Raw genomic sequence first — 16,831 nt, 5'->3', positions numbered from 1 at the left:
AGTAAAATGAAAGTGCTCTTGCATGGGGATTCTCCTTTCGAATGTTGGGTGACACTTTCATTCTACTGGAGATCCGCCAGCAAGGGCTATTTTTATGCTTGTCTGAGTTTTATCTAGCACCACGGGTTACTATGATATGTTTTCCGACTATTTGCTTGCATTGTCGCTGGAACATCCGTTTTCCCGCATGATGTCGATTCCGTTTCGCGGGGCGAGTTTCGGAGATTATTACGTGATTCGCGAAAACGAGCTTCCGTCCGTGCTAGTAGAATTAGGATATTTGAGCAATCCGACGGAAGCGAGCATCATTGCGACAGATCGTTACCAGCAGGAAGTGACAAGCGCGATTTCCACTGGGCTTCGCAATTATTTTGAATAATGAACGAAAAGGCAGGGTGTGGGAGTATCCTGTCTTTTTCTATCTTTAGAAGCAAAGAGACAACATTGTTCTAATAGAATCGTATATGGGGTTGGGAAATTGCTAAAATAGTATAACAGTCAGGGTGAGGGGAGAAGTCGATTGCGTTTCCGGTACTTGAGATAGTAGGAGCATGGCCGGGAAGTATGATGAGTGTATCACCGACACCATTACAAGCGCAAAAAAGTGATTTTGGTTGAAGAAGTGTATTCCGAACTTCCTCCAACCATTATGGTTACGATCCTCAACTACCCTTTATTTCCTCATGAAACAGACCGTTTTCATACCGTGTTTCATTTACGTGAAGATGAGGAACATTTCCTTTGGAGTGCTCATATCGAATTCCATGCGATTGATTTGTCGCAGTTTATGGTACAATGGAAGAAATATAGACGGGAGATGAAAAAGTCAGCAGAAGTGCCGTGGCTGATGATGTTATCGGTGGTAGACGGCCGTGATAGCAGATTAGATGAAACGATGTGGAGCGAATTGGAGGAGTGGGCGATGAATGAACAAGAAATTCGCGAAGCGTTAGAAGAATGGGAAAAGCTAAGTGTCAGTCCGGAAAACCGATATGCGTATGAAATGCGTTTAAAATGGCTGCGCGATCAGCTTTCCAATCTTCTTGGGGAGCGGCGTGCAGGACTAGAGGAAGGATTGAAGAAAGGGCGGGAAGAAGGACGAGAGGAAGAACGGAAGAAAATGATTCGCCATATGGCGGCAAAAGGAATGACAGCGAAAGACATCGCCGATCTCACTGGCCTTACCGAAGAGGAAGTGCGAAAGTGGATGAAATAGTACCGGTGTAGCGCATTGTTCCTTTTCGAGTTTTACCAAAGAGAAGGAGAGCTTGCCACAGTCAGAAGTGGACGGCTCTCCTTTTTGTTTTTTCAATAATTAGAAGTATCAAGCACATTAGTAACTTATAATAAAATCAACAAAAAACAATGAATTTCGTCATAAATAGGTAAATCGAATAAACCTTTAGAACACTCACATGGAATTCCATATGATGGATCTGCACTTACATACACAATCACGGAAAATGCAAAAGAGGTTCATTATCAGTTATAATAACTTCATATATGAATGAGAATATCATGGACGAATGCGAGCGTTTGGCAGAAATGATGGGTTATTGGATGGCCATATGCCATGAATCGCATTTGCGAGCGGAGTAAACCATCAAAGGTGTGATCGAATATGGATGTTGCCGTAGCGGGTGCGGGGTATGTAGGACTTGTCACCGCCGCGTGTCTGGCGGAAAAGGGGCACAAGGTGGTGTGCGTGGATGTCGATGCGGAAAAAGTGAGGCTGCTTCAGCGCGGGAAGCCGCCGATCTATGAGCCAGGGTTGGAGGAGTTAATAAGGAAAAATGGCGAGCGGCTGCTGTTTACGACCGATTATGCGGCAGCGTATCGGCGGGCAGATGTCATCATCATCGCTGTTGGCACTCCGGAAGAGCCGGATGGATCGGTGAATTTGCGGTATGTGTAGGAAGCGGCAAAGCAAATCGCCCAGACAGCGGAAAAAGACTGTGTGGTGGCGGTGAAATCTACCGTCCCCGTCGGTACGAGCGATGAAGTGGAACGTTGGATATATGAACATCAGAAGCACCCTGTCCACATTGAGGTTGCCGCGAATCCCGAGTTTTTATCGCAAGGGACAGCAGTCAAAGATATGCTGCATGCATCGAGAATTGTGCTGGGCGTGGAATCGCCGCATGCGGAGAAGGTCATGAAAGAGCTGTACGATCCGTTTTATCTTCCTTATGTCGTGACAGACCGGAAAAGTGCGGAAATGGTGAAATACGTATCCAACGTTTTTCTCGCCTTGAAAATATCCTATATAAGTTGCAATAAAGATTTTCCGATTGTTCGATTCTGTTTTCCTTCATAACAAGTCATTTTGATAGAATGCAGCGGGCGTTCTACTGGATGTAAAACAAAGTTTCAACTTATGTATATTAATGAAATCGCGAATGTATGCGAAATGGTGGGCGCCGATATCGAAGACGTCGCGAAAGGAATGGGAATGGATCCGCGAATCGGGAGCCGCTTTTTGCGTGCTGGCATCGGTTATGGCGGGTCGTGTTTTCCGAAAGATACGAAAGCGCTGCGCTGGCTTGCGGACGGTCACGGTTATGAGCTGAAAACGGTGCAAGCGGCGATGGAAGTAAATGAAACTCAAAAAGTCAAATTGATCGAAAAGGCGAGAACGTACGTGAGCCATTTTCGCGGACTGGAGGTGGCGGTGTTAGGCCTTACGTTTAAGCCGGGAACGGACGATATCAGGGAGGCCCCTTCCCTCGCCAATATCGCGATCTTATTGGAGGAAGGCGCGAATGTAAGAGTGTGGGACCCGGTTGGGATGGAAAACGCAAAGCGCGTATTCCCGCAGGAGCTCACGTATTGTTCAACGATCGAAGAGGCGATTACGGACGCAGATATTTGTTTTATTTTCACGGAGTGGCCGGAAATCCGGCAATTTGATGTCCGCCAATATGCGAACTTAATGAAAACGCCGTTCGTGTTTGATGGCCGGAATTGTTACAGCCTAGAAAGCGCGCGCGAGGCAGGAATCATTTATGAATCGATCGGCCGGAAGCGGATGTGTCCAGCGGAAGACCACTACCGTCTGCGTGAACACGAGGATGTGTTAAATCGCTAGGCAAACAGGTTGTACTGTTATTGATCGCTTTGCATCGATGGACAAGCGTCTACATCTCCATCCGCCGCCATGGATGAGGACGGCGCGAATGGGAGTGGTGGATGCGGCTTATAGAAGAAAACTTTTTTGTTTACATAAGAGGGGGAAGACGATGAAAATCAGTGACTTTTCGATACGAAGACCGGTTTTTACGCTCGTTTCGATGATTTTAGTGTTGATTTTAGGAGCAGTGTCGCTGTTCAATATCCCGATGAAGCTGATCCCGGATATTAATCCGCCAGTCGGGGTGGTCGTAACGAGCTATCCAGGGGCGGGACCGAAGGAAGTGCTTGAGAAAGTCACGAAGCCGCTGGAGGCGAATTTGTCGACATTGCCTGGGCTAAAGTCGATCACATCGACATCGCAGGAAGGTTCTAATTTGATTTTGCTGCAGTTTTCGTGGTCGACATCGATTGATGATGTGCAAAACGATGTATTGCAGCGGATCGATCAGACGGCGCTTCCGGATGATGTCAACAAGCCGCGGTTTTTGAAGTTTGACCCGTCACAGTTCCCGATTATTCAGCTAACATTAACATCGAAGAAAGGGAACGAGGAACTTTTAAAACAATTAGCGGATCAGCTGCGAGCAGAGCTGACGAAGGTAGAAGGGGTCGCCAGTGTGAATGTTTCCGGCACGTTGACGAAAAACGTGCGGGTGCTGTTGGACCAGGAGAAATTAAAAACGTATAAGCTGAGCCAGCAAGATATTGCCAACTTTATCTCCGCCAACGATATTTCGCTTCCAGGCGAGACGGTCGTGATCGATGATAAGCAGTTAACGACCCGGATTATCAGCACGATCGACTCCATTGATACGTTAAAACAGCTCGTTGTCACGGTGAATCCGCTCAACGGCGAAAAAGTTCGTTTGCAAGATATCGCCGATATTGCGATTGTGCCGGAAAAAGAAGATACGATTACGCGCACGAACGAGAAGCCTTCTGTATTATTAAGCGTGCTGCAAAAAGCGGATGCCAATACAGCAGAAGTGTCGAAAGCGTTCGAAAAACGCTTGAACGAATTGTTGGATACGAAAAAATTTTCGGCGGTTCATGCGGATGTTTTATTTGACCAAGGCGATTTTATTCAGCGGACGATTCAGAACATTTTTCAGTCGCTCGTTCTTGGCGGAGTATTCGCGATGCTGGTGCTGTTTTTATTCTTGCGCAGTGCAAAAAGCCCGCTTATTATCGGCATCGCGATTCCGTATTCGGTCATCGTGACGTTTGTGTTAATGTATTTTGCTGATTTTACGTTAAACATGATGACGCTTGGCGGTCTTGCGCTCGGTATCGGAATGCTCGTCGATAACTCGATTGTCGTGATCGAAAATATTTACCGCCATTTATCAATGGGGAAAGATCCGAAACAAGCGGCAAGAGACGGGGTAAAAGAAGTCGGCGCTGCGATCACCGCGTCCACGTTGACAACGGTGGCCGTGTTTGTACCAGTCATTTTCATTACGGGATTAATCGGCGATTTGTTTACCGAATTTGCGTTAACGATTTCGTTTAGCTTGCTTGCGTCATTGTTCGTGGCATTGACGGTCGTGCCGATGCTGGCGAGCCGCTGGTTAAAACCGCCTCGCGAAAACATCGAGGAAAAACGCCAGTCTTCGCGCATGCTTGTCGGTCTGGACAAGATAGTGAGATGGTCGCTGCGCCATCGGATCATTGTGTTGTTGCTTGCGATCGGTACGTTAGCTTTCGGGTTATTTGGCGTTACGAAAGTCGGCATGCAGTTTTTGCCGAATACGGATGAAGGCTTTTTCTCCATCCGCGTCAACCTTGCCAACGGCAGCGCCCTCCGCGAAACGGAAAAGGTTGTTTCTTCCATTGAAGACGAGTTGAAAAAAGTAAAAGAAATTGATGCGTATGTCAGCTTAATCGGCTCGACGCAGGAGCAGGCGTTCCGCGGTACATCGCAAAGCAATGTTGCTGAAATATATGTGAAAATGAAAGACTTGGACGAGCGAGACCGTTCCGTATTTGACGTTGTCGATGACATAAAGAACGATATGGAACAGGCAGCGAAAAAAGCGAATCAAACGGCGGAAGTATCGATCAACTTGCAATCGACTGCAGGAAGTACGCCGAATACGCTTGTGTTCAGCGTGAAAGATACGAATGAAGCGCGGCTGGAAAAAGCGGTGGAAAAAATATACGACCGCTTAAGCAAACTCGATGAAGTGAACGAACTGACGACCGATATTTCGGAAACAGTCGACGAAATTCAAATCAAAGTCGATCGCGAAAAAGCGCTCGCGCAAGGGTTTACTCCAGCGCAAGTGGCGACGATGGTCAACGATATGACACGCGGTGTGACGGCGACACGCATGCTTGATAAAGAGTCGAATTTGTACAACGTTAACGTCGAATACGACGAATCGGTGAAAAACTCGGTCGACAATTTGAAAAAACTGCTGATCAAAAAGCAAGACGGCACGTTTATTCCGCTTGGCGACATTGCGGATATTACGATCGGGAAAAGCCCGGTTCAAATTCATCGCATCGATGAGCAATACGCCGTTCAGTTTACATTAAAATACAAAAACACGACGAATTTAGGGGAGATGTCCGCGATTGTCGATAAAGAAATCGCGAAATTGCATCTTCCGGAAGAGACGGAAATCGTCTTTGGCGGCGACCGCGAATTGTTAGAATCGGCGTTGGGTGATTTGCTGCTTGCCTTTGCCTTAGCGATTACGTTCGTGTACCTTGTCATGGCGGCGCAATTTGAATCGCTGAAATATCCGTTTGTCATTATGTTCACCGTGCCGCTGATGGCCATCGGTGTCGCGCTTGGCTTAATGGCAACGAAAACGCCAGTTAGCGTTATGGCGATTATCGGCGTCATCGTGCTTGCGGGTATCGTCGTCAACAACGCGATCGTGATTGTTGATTACATTAATCAAATGAAAGAAAAAGGTTTGGCGAGCTACGATGCGATTGTCACATCGGTGAAATTGCGCGTCCGTCCGATTTTGATGACGGCCTTGACAACGATTTTAGGGTTGCTGCCGCTGGCGTTTGGCATTGGCGAAGGAGCGGAAATGAACCAGCCATTGGCCATCACCGTCATCGGCGGCTTAATTAGCAGCACCTTTTTGACATTGTTCGTCATCCCTGTCGTATACAGTTTGTTTGATAAGGAAACGAGAAAAATGAAGCATAGCGGTTAAAGAAAACGATCTCCCAGCCTCGATTGGGAGGTCGTTTTTCACGGAAACGTACAAAGGAATTTCATATTATATGAAGAAAGAATTGTAATACATTTCCGTTTTGCACTCCGCAAAGTGCTACTTGCTTAGAAAAAGCGGAGACATTACTATATAAGTTGAAACTTTGTTTTACATCCAGTAGAACGCCCGCTGCATTCTATCAAAATGACTTGTTATGAAGGAAAACAGAATCGAACAATCGGAAAATCTTTATTGCAACTTATATAGCAATGATCACCGTATCTTCTTGTTTCACCAAATGACGATTGCGACGTTGAAGATAGAATTGAATTTGTGACAGCTGGGCAGAAACAAAAAAGAAAATGACTGCATATTGTTTTTGAATCTTTGCTTGATCTGTAGTAAAATGAAAGTGCTCTTGCATGGGGATTCTCCTTTCGAATGTTGGATAGCACTTTCATTCTACAGGAGATCCACAAGCAAGGGCTATTTTTATGCTTACTCGATTTTATCTAGCACCACGGGTTTTTGATGAACTCCTGTCATATAAAGGATGTCCGGTTGGGCGCTAAAGAAGGAAAACCAATGCACGTTGACGAATATGTCAATGCTACAGCAGCAGACAAAAATTTTTCGACAATAGGAAAAAAGGAGGAGAAAGGGTTGTCGTTAAGCACTTATATCATTCGCACAATGTTCGTTGTCATTCCTGGCACAGCGGCGATCGGCATGGCCACATGCCTGGTCAACGGCATTCGCGGGGCGGCATTTTGGTGGACGCTTGTTGCTACAGTGCTGTTTGGCGCGATGCTCGGCTTCGTTTCGGCAACGCTCAACTATCGACGGTTTGTTGCCCCGATTGCCGTTATTAACGAACATTTAGGCAAGATGACAGGCGGAGATTTGACGGTGCGCATACCGCTTGATCGCGTGCAGCAGCTGCGGCCGATTGCGGCGTCGTTAAACGATATGGCAGACGCTTGGCAAAGTGTGATGGGGCAAATCCAACATCATGCCGAAGAAGTAGCGCAATATTCTCAGCAGCTTGCCGCTGTCGCCGAACAGACGACGAAAGCGACAGAGCAAATTGCGACAACGATGGAAACGCTTGCGGCAAGTGCGGAGGAACAGGCCGATGCTGTCCGCACCACCGCCGCGTCCGTGCATGATATTTCCCAAACATTGAGCGACGTCGCTTGCCATACGAAAGATGTGGCGCACCGCGCCGAGAAAACGTCGGCGAAAGCAGAGGACGGCAAGCAGTCAATCGGACAAATGTCCGAGCAAATGCAGTTCATTTACGATCATGTGCAAACGCTCGGCCAGGTGGTGAAAGGGCTTGGGGAGCGCTCCAACGAGATTGGACAGATTACGGAAGCGATCACCGGCATTGCGTCGCAGACGAATTTGTTGGCGCTCAATGCGGCGATCGAAGCGGCGCGCGCCGGCGAGCAAGGGAAAGGGTTTGCGGTTGTCGCGGACGAAGTGAGGAAGCTCGCAGAACAATCAGCGCGCTCAGCGCAACAAATTTCCGAGCTGATCGGTTACATTCAAGAAGAAACGAAGCGGGCAGTTGCGTCTGCCGAACAGGTGATCGCCGAAGTGGCGAAAGGATTGAACGTTGCGGCGGCATGCGGCCAATCATTTGCCCATATCCGCGAGGAGGTCGGCCAAGTGAGCAAACAAATTGGACAAGTATCGTCCGCCATCGAGCAAATGACGGAGCATGCTCGTCAAGTGAACGACGCACTCCAACAGATGACCAATATTGTCGAACAGTCAGCGTCTGGTGCGGCCAACGTATCGGCAGCGACGCAGGAACAAATGGCTTCCGTCGAGGAAATCGCCTCTTCGTCGACATCGCTCGGTCAGATGGCGGACGAGATGCGGGCAATGCTGAAGAAATTTTCTGTGTGAGTGAGGAAAAGGACGCTTTCTTCGAGAAAGAGGGGCTTTCAAACGACGTGTGGGAGTCAACGTTTGGAATAAAATGGTTTGCATCTTTGCCAATTGCCTGATAAAATAAAAAAAGTCAGTCATCATTGTTATACGCTCATCTGCTAGGGGAGTCCGGGAGCCGGGCTGAGAAAAGAACGCGATGAAGTTCTTTGACCCTTTGAACCTGATCTGGGTCATGCCAGCGTAGGGAAGCAGGCAGCGGGAACAGATGGACGCACAGGCTGTTCATTTGGCCTTTTTGCCTTGATCGGGTTCCGTTCGTTTTGCGGAACCCGTTTTTGCGTAAATATCCCCCGTTTTTGCCTCTCTTTTGCTGGTGCGGCTGCAGGTCTCAACCACCATTTCAAAGGAGGAAAGCCGCATGGAAAACATCCGCTCGTTCATGTCATTTCCAGCCAGCCGCAAGGTGTACATTGAAGGATCGCGCAAGGATGTGCGCGTGCCGATGAGAGAGATCGTGTTGTCGCCGACGAAAACGCCGCAAGGAACGGTGGAAAACGAGCCGGTGCGCGTCTATGACACAACCGGTCCATACACCGATCCTCATTTTGAGCCGGACGTCGAAAAAGGATTGCCGCCTCTTCGCCGCAACTGGATTGTTGAGCGCGGCGATGTCGAAGAAGTGAAGCCATCAGCGACCGCCGGCGTCCGCCCGCTGCCGTTCGTGCGCCGTCCATTGAGGGCAAAGCCCGGAAAAACAGTGACACAAATGCATTACGCCAAACGGGGGATCATTACGCCAGAAATGGAGTTTGTCGCGATTCGTGAACAAATCGATCCAGAAATTGTCCGCCAAGAAGTCGCCGCTGGTCGGGCCATTATTCCGGCCAATATTAACCATCCAGAGAGCGAACCGATGATCATCGGACGTCGTTTCCATGTGAAAATTAATGCCAATATCGGCAACTCGGCTGTTTCTTCATCGATTGAAGACGAAGTGGAAAAATTGCTTTGGGCAGTGCGTTGGGGCGCCGATACGGTCATGGATTTATCGACCGGCAAACACATTCATGAAACGCGCGAGTACATCATCCGCAATTCGCCGGTCCCCGTGGGAACGGTGCCGATTTATCAGGCGCTCGAAAAGGTAGGAGGGGTGCCGGAGAAGCTGACATGGGACGTGTACCGCGAGACGCTCATCGAGCAGGCTGAACAAGGAGTCGACTACATGACGATCCACGCCGGTGTGCGGCTTCATTACATTCCGCTCACCGCCAACCGGACGACCGGAATTGTCTCGCGCGGCGGCTCGATCATCGCCCAATGGTGTTTGGCCCACCATGAAGAAAACTTTTTGTATACGCATTTTGAAGAAATCTGCGAGATTTTGAAACAATACGATGTCGCGATCTCCCTTGGCGACGGCTTGCGCCCCGGCTCCATCGCCGATGCGAACGATGAGGCGCAGTTTGCGGAACTCAAGACGCTCGGCGAGCTGACGAAAATCGCCTGGAAGCATGATGTGCAGGTGATGATCGAAGGGCCGGGGCACATTCCGATGCATAAAATTCGCGAAAATGTCGAGCGGGAACAGGAAATTTGTCATGGAGCGCCGTTTTATACGTTAGGGCCGCTTGTCACCGACATCGCGCCCGGGTATGACCATATTACGTCAGCGATTGGCGCCGCCATCATTGGCGCTTATGGAACGGCGATGCTTTGTTACGTAACGCCCAAAGAACATTTAGGGTTGCCGAATAAAGAGGACGTACGCGCCGGGGTCGTGGCCTATAAAATCGCCGCCCATGCGGCTGATCTGGCAAAAGGGCATCCAGCCGCTCAGCAGCGTGACGACGCGCTCTCGAAAGCGCGCTTTGAATTTCGTTGGAACGATCAGTTCAATTTATCCCTCGATCCGGAACGGGCCCGCGAGTATCATGATGAAACATTGCCGGCTGAGGCGGCGAAAACGGCCCATTTTTGTTCGATGTGCGGGCCGAAATTTTGTTCCATGAACATTTCACATGAACTGCAACGGAAAATCAAAGAGGAGGGGATGAAAGAAAAAGCGCAACAATTTATTCGGCAAGGGTCGTCGCTGTATCAATGACAAGAAGCGGGCTGCGATGCTCGGCATGGTGGAGAGGATATGGAAGTTCGATCAACGGAAAAAGCATGAGCTGGAAAACGCTCGGTGCTGATCGAAGCAGCGGAGGGGGGCGAACGTTCACCGCCCCTCTTGTTTGTTGTGCAAATTGGTGCGGTTCCTTATTATTTTAAAAATATATAATTTTTAAAAAATATATTTACAAATCGTTTCGGATTGATTATGATAATGGCATAAGGTGCAAATTTCTAGTCATAGAATGATCATGCGGGGAAAACTGCGCAGTCTATCGCGGCGCCTTCGCCGGCGCTTCGCTTCCATAGACAGCGGCCAGTTGCGTCATCGAACCGTGGATGATGCCGGCCGCTTCTTTTTATGGCGAAAGGGCCGGGTTTCAGAAGGTTGATCGCGTTTTTCTAGCAGCTTAGTGAAAAAATAACCCCTTCTCCTGCATCGACCGCTTTTCGAGAAAAAAGATTTTGATGATGTCTTGATGTGAGAAAGCCATTGGTATGATAGGCTGCTTCTTGAACGTGAGACGGGCATGAGGGTGATGGGCGTGCGCATAAACTGAAACGAAGGGCTATGAGGAGGGATGGGATTGAACACATTTTCCGATATTGTGCAGACGATGCCGCCATATTTGTTCTCCCGATTTCAGAAGAAAAAAGAAGAATTGCTAAAGCTCGGGGTCGATGTCATTGATTTAGGGATCGGCGCCCCCGATTTGCCGCCCCCTTCCTTTGTCATCGAAGAGTTGAAAGAAGCGCTCGATGCGCCAGAACACTATACGTATTCGCCGTATGGCGGCTGCAGGGAGTATCGGGAAGCGGTCGCGCGTTTTTATGAACGGGAATATGGCGTCAAGCTCGATCCGGAGACCGAGGTGTTGGCGTTAATCGGCTCGAAAGAAGGAATCGTCCATTTGCTGCAAGCCGTTCTCAATCCCGGCGAGCTCGCCTTAGTGCCTGATCCGGGCTATCCCGTCTATCGGACGGCCGTCCATTTTGCCCGCGGCCAGAGCCTATCGCTGCCGCTCGATGCGCAACATGGTTATATTCCTCGGTTTGATGCGCTTCCCTCGTCCGTTTATGACCAAGCGAAAATCATGTTTCTCAATTATCCGAGCAATCCGACGGCCGCCGCTGTCGATTTGGATGTATTTGCCGAAGCCGTTTCACTTGCCCGTCAGCACCAGATGTTCATTGCTCATGATGCGGCCTACTCGTTCGTGACGTTTGCCGGTTTTCAAGCGCCGAGCATTTTGCAGGTGGACGGGGCAAAGGAAGTGGCGGTGGAATTTGGATCGTTGTCCAAAAGCTATAACATGGCCGGCTGCCGCATCGGATACGTAGTCGGAAACCGGGACATGATTCGAGCGCTTTCGGTGATCAAGAGCAACACGGATACGTGCCAGTTTATTCCGATCCAGAAGGCGGCGGTGGCCGCTTTGACGAACGGACGGACGTTTATTCGAGAAAATAGCCGCATTTATGAACAACGCATGAATATGATGGTCGAGAGACTTCGAGAACTGGGCATCGACGTGCAGCGGCCGAAAGCGACCTTTTTCTTGTGGATCCCGGTCTATGACGGATACTCGTCCGAACGATTTGCCGCCAAATTGCTGGAAGAAGCGGGAGTCATCGTAACACCGGGAACAGCGTTTGGATCCGCAGGGGAAGGATATGTCCGCGTATCGCTGTCAGCGCCGATGGAGCGTCTGCAGCAAGCCGTTGAACGATGGAAGCAAGTGGATTGGGAGGAATCGGCGCGATGAAGAGAACGATGCGTCACATCACGGTGGCTCAAGCCATCGTCGAATGTTTCAAACAGGAACAAATCCGTTATGTGTTTGGTGTGCCGGGGGAAAGTTATTTGCCCCTGCTTGATGCCATCTATGATGAGCCATCCATCGAGTTCATCTCCGCCCGCCATGAAGGGGGTGCTTCCTTTATGGCGGAAGGGTATGCGAAAGCGTCGCAAAAGTGCGGCGTCGTGCTGGCTACAAGGGCGGTCGGCGGAGCGAATTTGGCGATTGGCGTCCATACCGCGAGGCAAGATTCCACTCCGATGGTCGTGTTTTTGGGGCAAGTGAACAGCCGCTTCCTAGGGCGTGAAGGATTTCAGGAAGTCGATATGGAAGCGTTTTTTCGTCCGATCGCCAAATGGGCGGTCGAAATTCGCGAAGCCGAGCGGGTGCCAGAGCTGGTGCAACGGGCGTTTCGCACCGCGAAAACAGGGCGGCCCGGCCCCGTCGTCGTTTCACTGCCAGAAGATGTATTTTCCAAAACGATAGCGGAAGCAGTGATGGCCGAGACCGATGTGCCGAAGCCGGCACCAAGGCAAGAGGATATACGGAATATAAAGGAGCGGCTCGAGCGCGCCAAACGGCCGCTCGTGATTGCTGGCGGCGGCGTCAAATGGTCGGGAGCCGAGCAGTTGCTGCGCTTATGGGCGGAAAAGTATGCACTTCCGGTCATGGCGGCGTTCCGGCGGCATGACGTGTTTCCCCACAACCATCCGTGCTATGTCGGACACCTAGGCCTAGGGACGCCGAAAGAGGTCATGGAAACGGCTGAGCAGGCCGATGTGGTGATTGCGTTGGGGACGCGGCTGTCGGAAGTGACGACGCAAGATTACCGTTTGCTATCTCCAACGCAGACGCTGATTCATATCGATATTGACAGCGATGGGCTCGGAAAAGTGTATGCACCGGATATCGCGGTTTGGGCTGACTGTCGGGAAGCGCTGTCCCGTTTGCTCGATCTCGCGGTGCGGCCGTCTTGGCAGGAATGGGCGGCTGAACGGAGGAAACGGTACGAACAAACAGCCAGGCTGCCGGTGGAACATCGCAATCTCTATGAAGCTGTGATGGCAAGTTTGGCGCGCCATTTGCCAAAAAATGCGGTCATTACGAACGATGCCGGGAATTTCGCCGGTTGGCTCCATGCTTTTTTCCCGTTTGGGGATGGGCACACGTACATCGGCCCGACGTCAGGAGCGATGGGATATGGCATGCCGGCCGCCATTGGCGCGAAACTGGCCTTTCCCGACCGGACCGTCGTTTCTTTATCCGGGGATGGCGGCTTTATGATGACGGTGCAGGAGTTGGAAACGGCCGCTCGATACGATATTCCGATCATCAGCATTGTGTTTAACAATCATATGTACGGCACCATCCGCATGCATCAAGAATTGCAGTTTCCGGGGCGGGTCATCGGCACCGATTTAGGCCGCGTGTCGTTTGCCCGTTTGGCAGAATGCCTAAACGGCCGCGGGTTCCAAGTACAGACGGAACAACAGTTCACGGAAGCGCTTCTGTTGGCGCTTGAGGCCAAGAAGCCGACGGTGATTGAAGTATTGGCCGATCCGGACCACATTTCGGTGGCCGCCACGATCCAGGACTTGCGGGCCAAGAGGAAGTCCTGACGATCATCGCTCGGCGTTCAATGTATAAATTATCTCAATAAATCATCTAGAAAAATGGGGGGAGTATACAGTGAAAATCCAAAACTATATCAATGGAGAATGGAAGGAGCCAAGCACCGGGCAATTTGCGCCGGTGATCAATCCGGCGACGGGGGAAACGATTGCCGAGGTGGCGATGTCCGGGCCAAACGATATTGATGAGGCCGTTCAGGCAGCCAAAGAAGCGCAAAGACAGTGGGCGCTCGTGCCGGCGCCGAAACGCGCGGAAATCTTGTATAAAGTTGGGATGCTGCTAAAGGAGCGGAAAGAACAATTGGCACGGCTGTTGACGATGGAAATGGGCAAGGTGATCGAGGAAGCGCGCGGCGAAGTGCAGGAAGGCATTGATATGGCGTTTTACATGGCGGGGGAAGGGCGGCGGCTGTTCGGCGATACGACGCCGTCTGAGCTGAAAGACAAGTTTGCGATGAGCGTCCGCGTGCCGGTGGGGGTTGTCGGCATCATCACGCCATGGAATTTTCCCATTGCCATCGCCACTTGGAAGTCGTTTCCGGCCATTGTTGCCGGCAATGCGGTCGTATGGAAGCCAGCGCCCGAGACACCGATCATGGCGCAGGAATTAGCTCGCATTTTTGAAGAAGCGGGCTTGCCGCCGGGAGTGTTTCATGTGGTCCACGGTGACGGGCCGACAGTCGGCAATGCGCTCGTCGAGCATCCTGATGTCAAGGTCATCTCATTTACCGGATCGAATGAAGTCGGGCGGATGATTGCGGAAAAATGCGGACGGCTGTTGAAAAAGGTGTCGCTTGAAATGGGAGGAAAAAACGCCGTCATTGTGATGGATGATGCGGATTTGACATTGGCGGTTGACGGCATCATCTGGAGTGCGTTCGGCACGTCGGGGCAGCGGTGCACGGCGTGCAGCCGGGTCATCGTCCATGAGCGGGTGAAACAGGAGCTTGAGCGGCGTCTGCTGGAAGCCGTGAAAACATTGAAAATCGGCAACGGGTTGGATGAAACGGTCAAAGTCGGACCCGTCATCCATGAAGAGGCGCTGCAAAAAATCGACCGCTACGTGCGCATTGGTGTAGAAGAAGGGGCGAAATTGCTTGTGGGTGGCTATATATTGCGCGAGGGCGACTATGCGCGCGGCTTTTACTACGCGCCGACGATTTTCACCGATGTCACGCCGAATATGCGCATCGCCCGCGAAGAAATTTTCGGCCCGGTTGTATCGATCATGTCCGTCCGCAGTTTGGACGAAGCGATCGCCGTCAACAACAGCGTCGATTATGGGCTGTCAAGCGCCATTTTCACACGCGATGTCAACAATGTATTCCGAGCGATGCGTGATTTGGACACCGGCATCGTGTATGTCAACGCCGGCACAACGGGAGCGGAAATTCATTTGCCGTTTGGCGGCACGAAAGGGACGGGCAACGGCCACCGCGACTCCGGCGTCGCTGCGCTTGACGTATTCACCGAATGGCGGAGCATTTATGTCGATTTCAGCGGCAAGCTGCAGCGGGCGCAAATCGATACCGATGATTGAACCGGGCTGTCGCTTGCAACATGGCCGGCAAAAGAGAAGCGAAGATCAACGTGGAACATATATCGTGAATCGAAGCAGCGGCCGCGGCAAAGATGTGAAAAAAGCGGCTGTCATGTGAGCGTATGGCAAAGAATCGGTGACAGAGGGGGAAAGAACGATGAAAGTGCTCGTGCTTGGAGCGGGGCTGATGGGCAAAGAAGCAGCACGCGATTTAGTGCAAAGCCAAGATGTTGAGGCGGTGACGTTGGCGGATGTCGATTTGGCTAAGGCGGAGCAGACGGTGCGGCAGCTTCATTCCAAAAAGCTTGCCGCTGTGCGGGTGGATGCCAGCGACAAGCGGCAGCTGTCGGCTTTCATGAAAGGGCACGATGTGGTTGTCAACGCCTTGTTTTACCAGTTTAACGAAACGGTGGCGAAAACAGCTATTGCAGCTGGCGTCCATTCTGTCGATTTAGGCGGCCATATCGGCCATATCACCGACCGGGTGCTTGAGCTGCATGAACAAGCCCAAGCCGCTGGGGTGACCATCATCCCCGACCTTGGCGTCGCACCCGGAATGATCAACATTTTATCCGGCTATGGGGCGAGTCAACTCGATGAGGTGGAATCCATCTTGCTGTATGTTGGCGGCATCCCCGTCCGCCCCGAACCGCCGCTGGAGTACAACCATGTGTTTTCGCTCGAGGGGCTGCTTGACCATTACACCGATCCGGCCTTGATCATCCGCAACGGCCAAAAGCAGGAAGTGCCGTCCCTTTCGGAAGTCGAGCCGATTTATTTCGACCGGTTCGGGCCGCTTGAAGCGTTTCACACCTCAGGCGGGACGTCGACGCTCTCGCGCTCGTTTCCGAACTTGAAGCGGCTCGAGTACAAAACGATCCGCTACCGCGGCCATGCGGAAAAATGCAAGCTGCTTGTCGATTTGAATTTGACACGCAACGATGTGGAAGTTGAGATCAATGGATGCAGAGTCAAGCCGCGCGATGTGCTGCTTTCCGTCCTGAAGCCGCTGCTTGATTTGAAAGGAAAAGATGATGTGGTGTTGCTTCGGGTCATCGTCGGCGGTAGAAAAGATGGAAAAGAAACGGTGCTGGAATACGAAACCGTCACGTTCAATGACCGCGAAAATAAGGTGACGGCGATGGCGCGTACGACGGCCTACACCATTTCCGCTGTCGCCCAGCTCATCGGCCGTGGGGTGATCACAAAGCGCGGCGTCTATCCGCCGGAGCAAATCGTTCCGGGGGATGTATATATGGACGAGATGAAAAAACGAGGAGTGGTGATTAACGAGAAGAAAACGGTTCGCTTATGAAAAAAGCATCATAGAGTGATAATAAGAGATGATGACAATGATCCGAATAAAAAACACGCCTGTTTCTCACCGAGAAACGGGCGTGTTTTCGTGTGCGCCCGGCATGGGTGCAGTCTATAGGGTGAAAGTCCCGAACTGCGAAGGCAGAAGTAGCAGTTAGCTTAACGCAAGGGTGTCTGCGGCGACGCAGAATCTGAAGGAAGCGGGCGGCAAAC

9 protein-coding genes, 3 pseudogenes and 1 riboswitch are annotated in these 16,831 nt (G+C 51.0%); of the genes and pseudogenes, 11 read left to right on the top strand and 1 reads right to left on the bottom strand.

The features are described 5' to 3' along the window. The first annotated feature begins 136 nt into the window (after nucleotides 1–136). From ACVBDQ_RS16385 to ACVBDQ_RS16365, 5 genes and pseudogenes are all read left to right on the top strand, one after another. On the top strand, nucleotides 137–379 hold the full coding sequence (locus tag ACVBDQ_RS16385) for an N-acetylmuramoyl-L-alanine amidase family protein (protein WP_050368184.1): 243 nt from the start codon (nucleotides 137–139) through the stop codon (nucleotides 377–379). A 192-nt stretch (nucleotides 380–571) separates the two neighbouring features. Beyond that, the gene (locus tag ACVBDQ_RS16380; protein ID WP_232722078.1) at nucleotides 572–1,216 is read left to right on the top strand and encodes an Rpn family recombination-promoting nuclease/putative transposase; all 645 of its coding nucleotides are present in this window, start codon (nucleotides 572–574) and stop codon (nucleotides 1,214–1,216) included. Nucleotides 1,217–1,621: 405 nt separating this feature from the next. Then, nucleotides 1,622–2,263: pseudogene (locus ACVBDQ_RS16375) on the top strand (nucleotide sugar dehydrogenase); the annotation flags it as partial. A gap of 117 nt (nucleotides 2,264–2,380) precedes the next feature. Beyond that, nucleotides 2,381–3,088: pseudogene (locus tag ACVBDQ_RS16370) on the top strand (nucleotide sugar dehydrogenase); the annotation flags it as partial. A gap of 151 nt (nucleotides 3,089–3,239) precedes the next feature. Further along, the gene (locus tag ACVBDQ_RS16365; protein WP_033009537.1) at nucleotides 3,240–6,311 is read left to right on the top strand and encodes an efflux RND transporter permease subunit; all 3,072 of its coding nucleotides are present in this window, start codon (nucleotides 3,240–3,242) and stop codon (nucleotides 6,309–6,311) included. Nucleotides 6,312–6,573: 262 nt separating this feature from the next. Here ACVBDQ_RS16365 and ACVBDQ_RS16360 read toward each other — a convergent pair. Then, nucleotides 6,574–6,735 (bottom strand): annotated as a pseudogene (locus tag ACVBDQ_RS16360) (IS982 family transposase); the annotation flags it as partial. A gap of 239 nt (nucleotides 6,736–6,974) precedes the next feature. Between ACVBDQ_RS16360 and ACVBDQ_RS16355 the strand changes: the two are divergent. The 6 genes from ACVBDQ_RS16355 (at nucleotide 6,975) to ACVBDQ_RS16330 (ending at nucleotide 16,616) form a co-directional block, all read left to right on the top strand. After that, nucleotides 6,975–8,228: a methyl-accepting chemotaxis protein gene (locus ACVBDQ_RS16355; RefSeq protein WP_307895515.1), complete on the top strand. Its 1,254-nt coding sequence runs from the start codon at nucleotides 6,975–6,977 to the stop codon at nucleotides 8,226–8,228. Between the two features lie 135 nt (nucleotides 8,229–8,363). Continuing rightward, a riboswitch (TPP riboswitch) is annotated at nucleotides 8,364–8,477 on the top strand. Between the two features lie 154 nt (nucleotides 8,478–8,631). After that, nucleotides 8,632–10,320 carry a phosphomethylpyrimidine synthase ThiC gene (gene thiC / locus ACVBDQ_RS16350; RefSeq protein WP_307895516.1) on the top strand — a complete coding sequence of 563 codons (1,689 nt, stop codon included), beginning with the start codon at nucleotides 8,632–8,634 and terminating at the stop codon, nucleotides 10,318–10,320. 598 nt (nucleotides 10,321–10,918) lie between these two features. Then, a complete protein-coding gene (locus tag ACVBDQ_RS16345; RefSeq protein ID WP_014194854.1) occupies nucleotides 10,919–12,097 on the top strand; it encodes an aminotransferase class I/II-fold pyridoxal phosphate-dependent enzyme in 1,179 nt (392 codons plus the stop codon). Then, a complete protein-coding gene (locus tag ACVBDQ_RS16340) occupies nucleotides 12,094–13,749 on the top strand; it encodes a thiamine pyrophosphate-binding protein (protein WP_446663343.1) in 1,656 nt (551 codons plus the stop codon). Before ACVBDQ_RS16345 ends, ACVBDQ_RS16340 begins: the two co-directional genes overlap by 4 nt. 70 nt (nucleotides 13,750–13,819) lie before the next feature. Beyond that, nucleotides 13,820–15,301 carry an aldehyde dehydrogenase family protein gene (locus ACVBDQ_RS16335; RefSeq protein ID WP_042381027.1) on the top strand — a complete coding sequence of 494 codons (1,482 nt, stop codon included), beginning with the start codon at nucleotides 13,820–13,822 and terminating at the stop codon, nucleotides 15,299–15,301. A 157-nt stretch (nucleotides 15,302–15,458) separates the two neighbouring features. Continuing rightward, nucleotides 15,459–16,616 (top strand): saccharopine dehydrogenase C-terminal domain-containing protein, encoded by a 1,158-nt coding sequence (locus ACVBDQ_RS16330; protein WP_042381028.1) that lies wholly within the window; start codon nucleotides 15,459–15,461, stop codon nucleotides 16,614–16,616. The last annotated feature ends 215 nt before the right edge of the window (nucleotides 16,617–16,831 follow it).

It is taken from the genome of Geobacillus sp. CCR (genome assembly GCF_052906625.1).
This window is presented reverse-complemented; position numbering and strand designations above follow the sequence as displayed.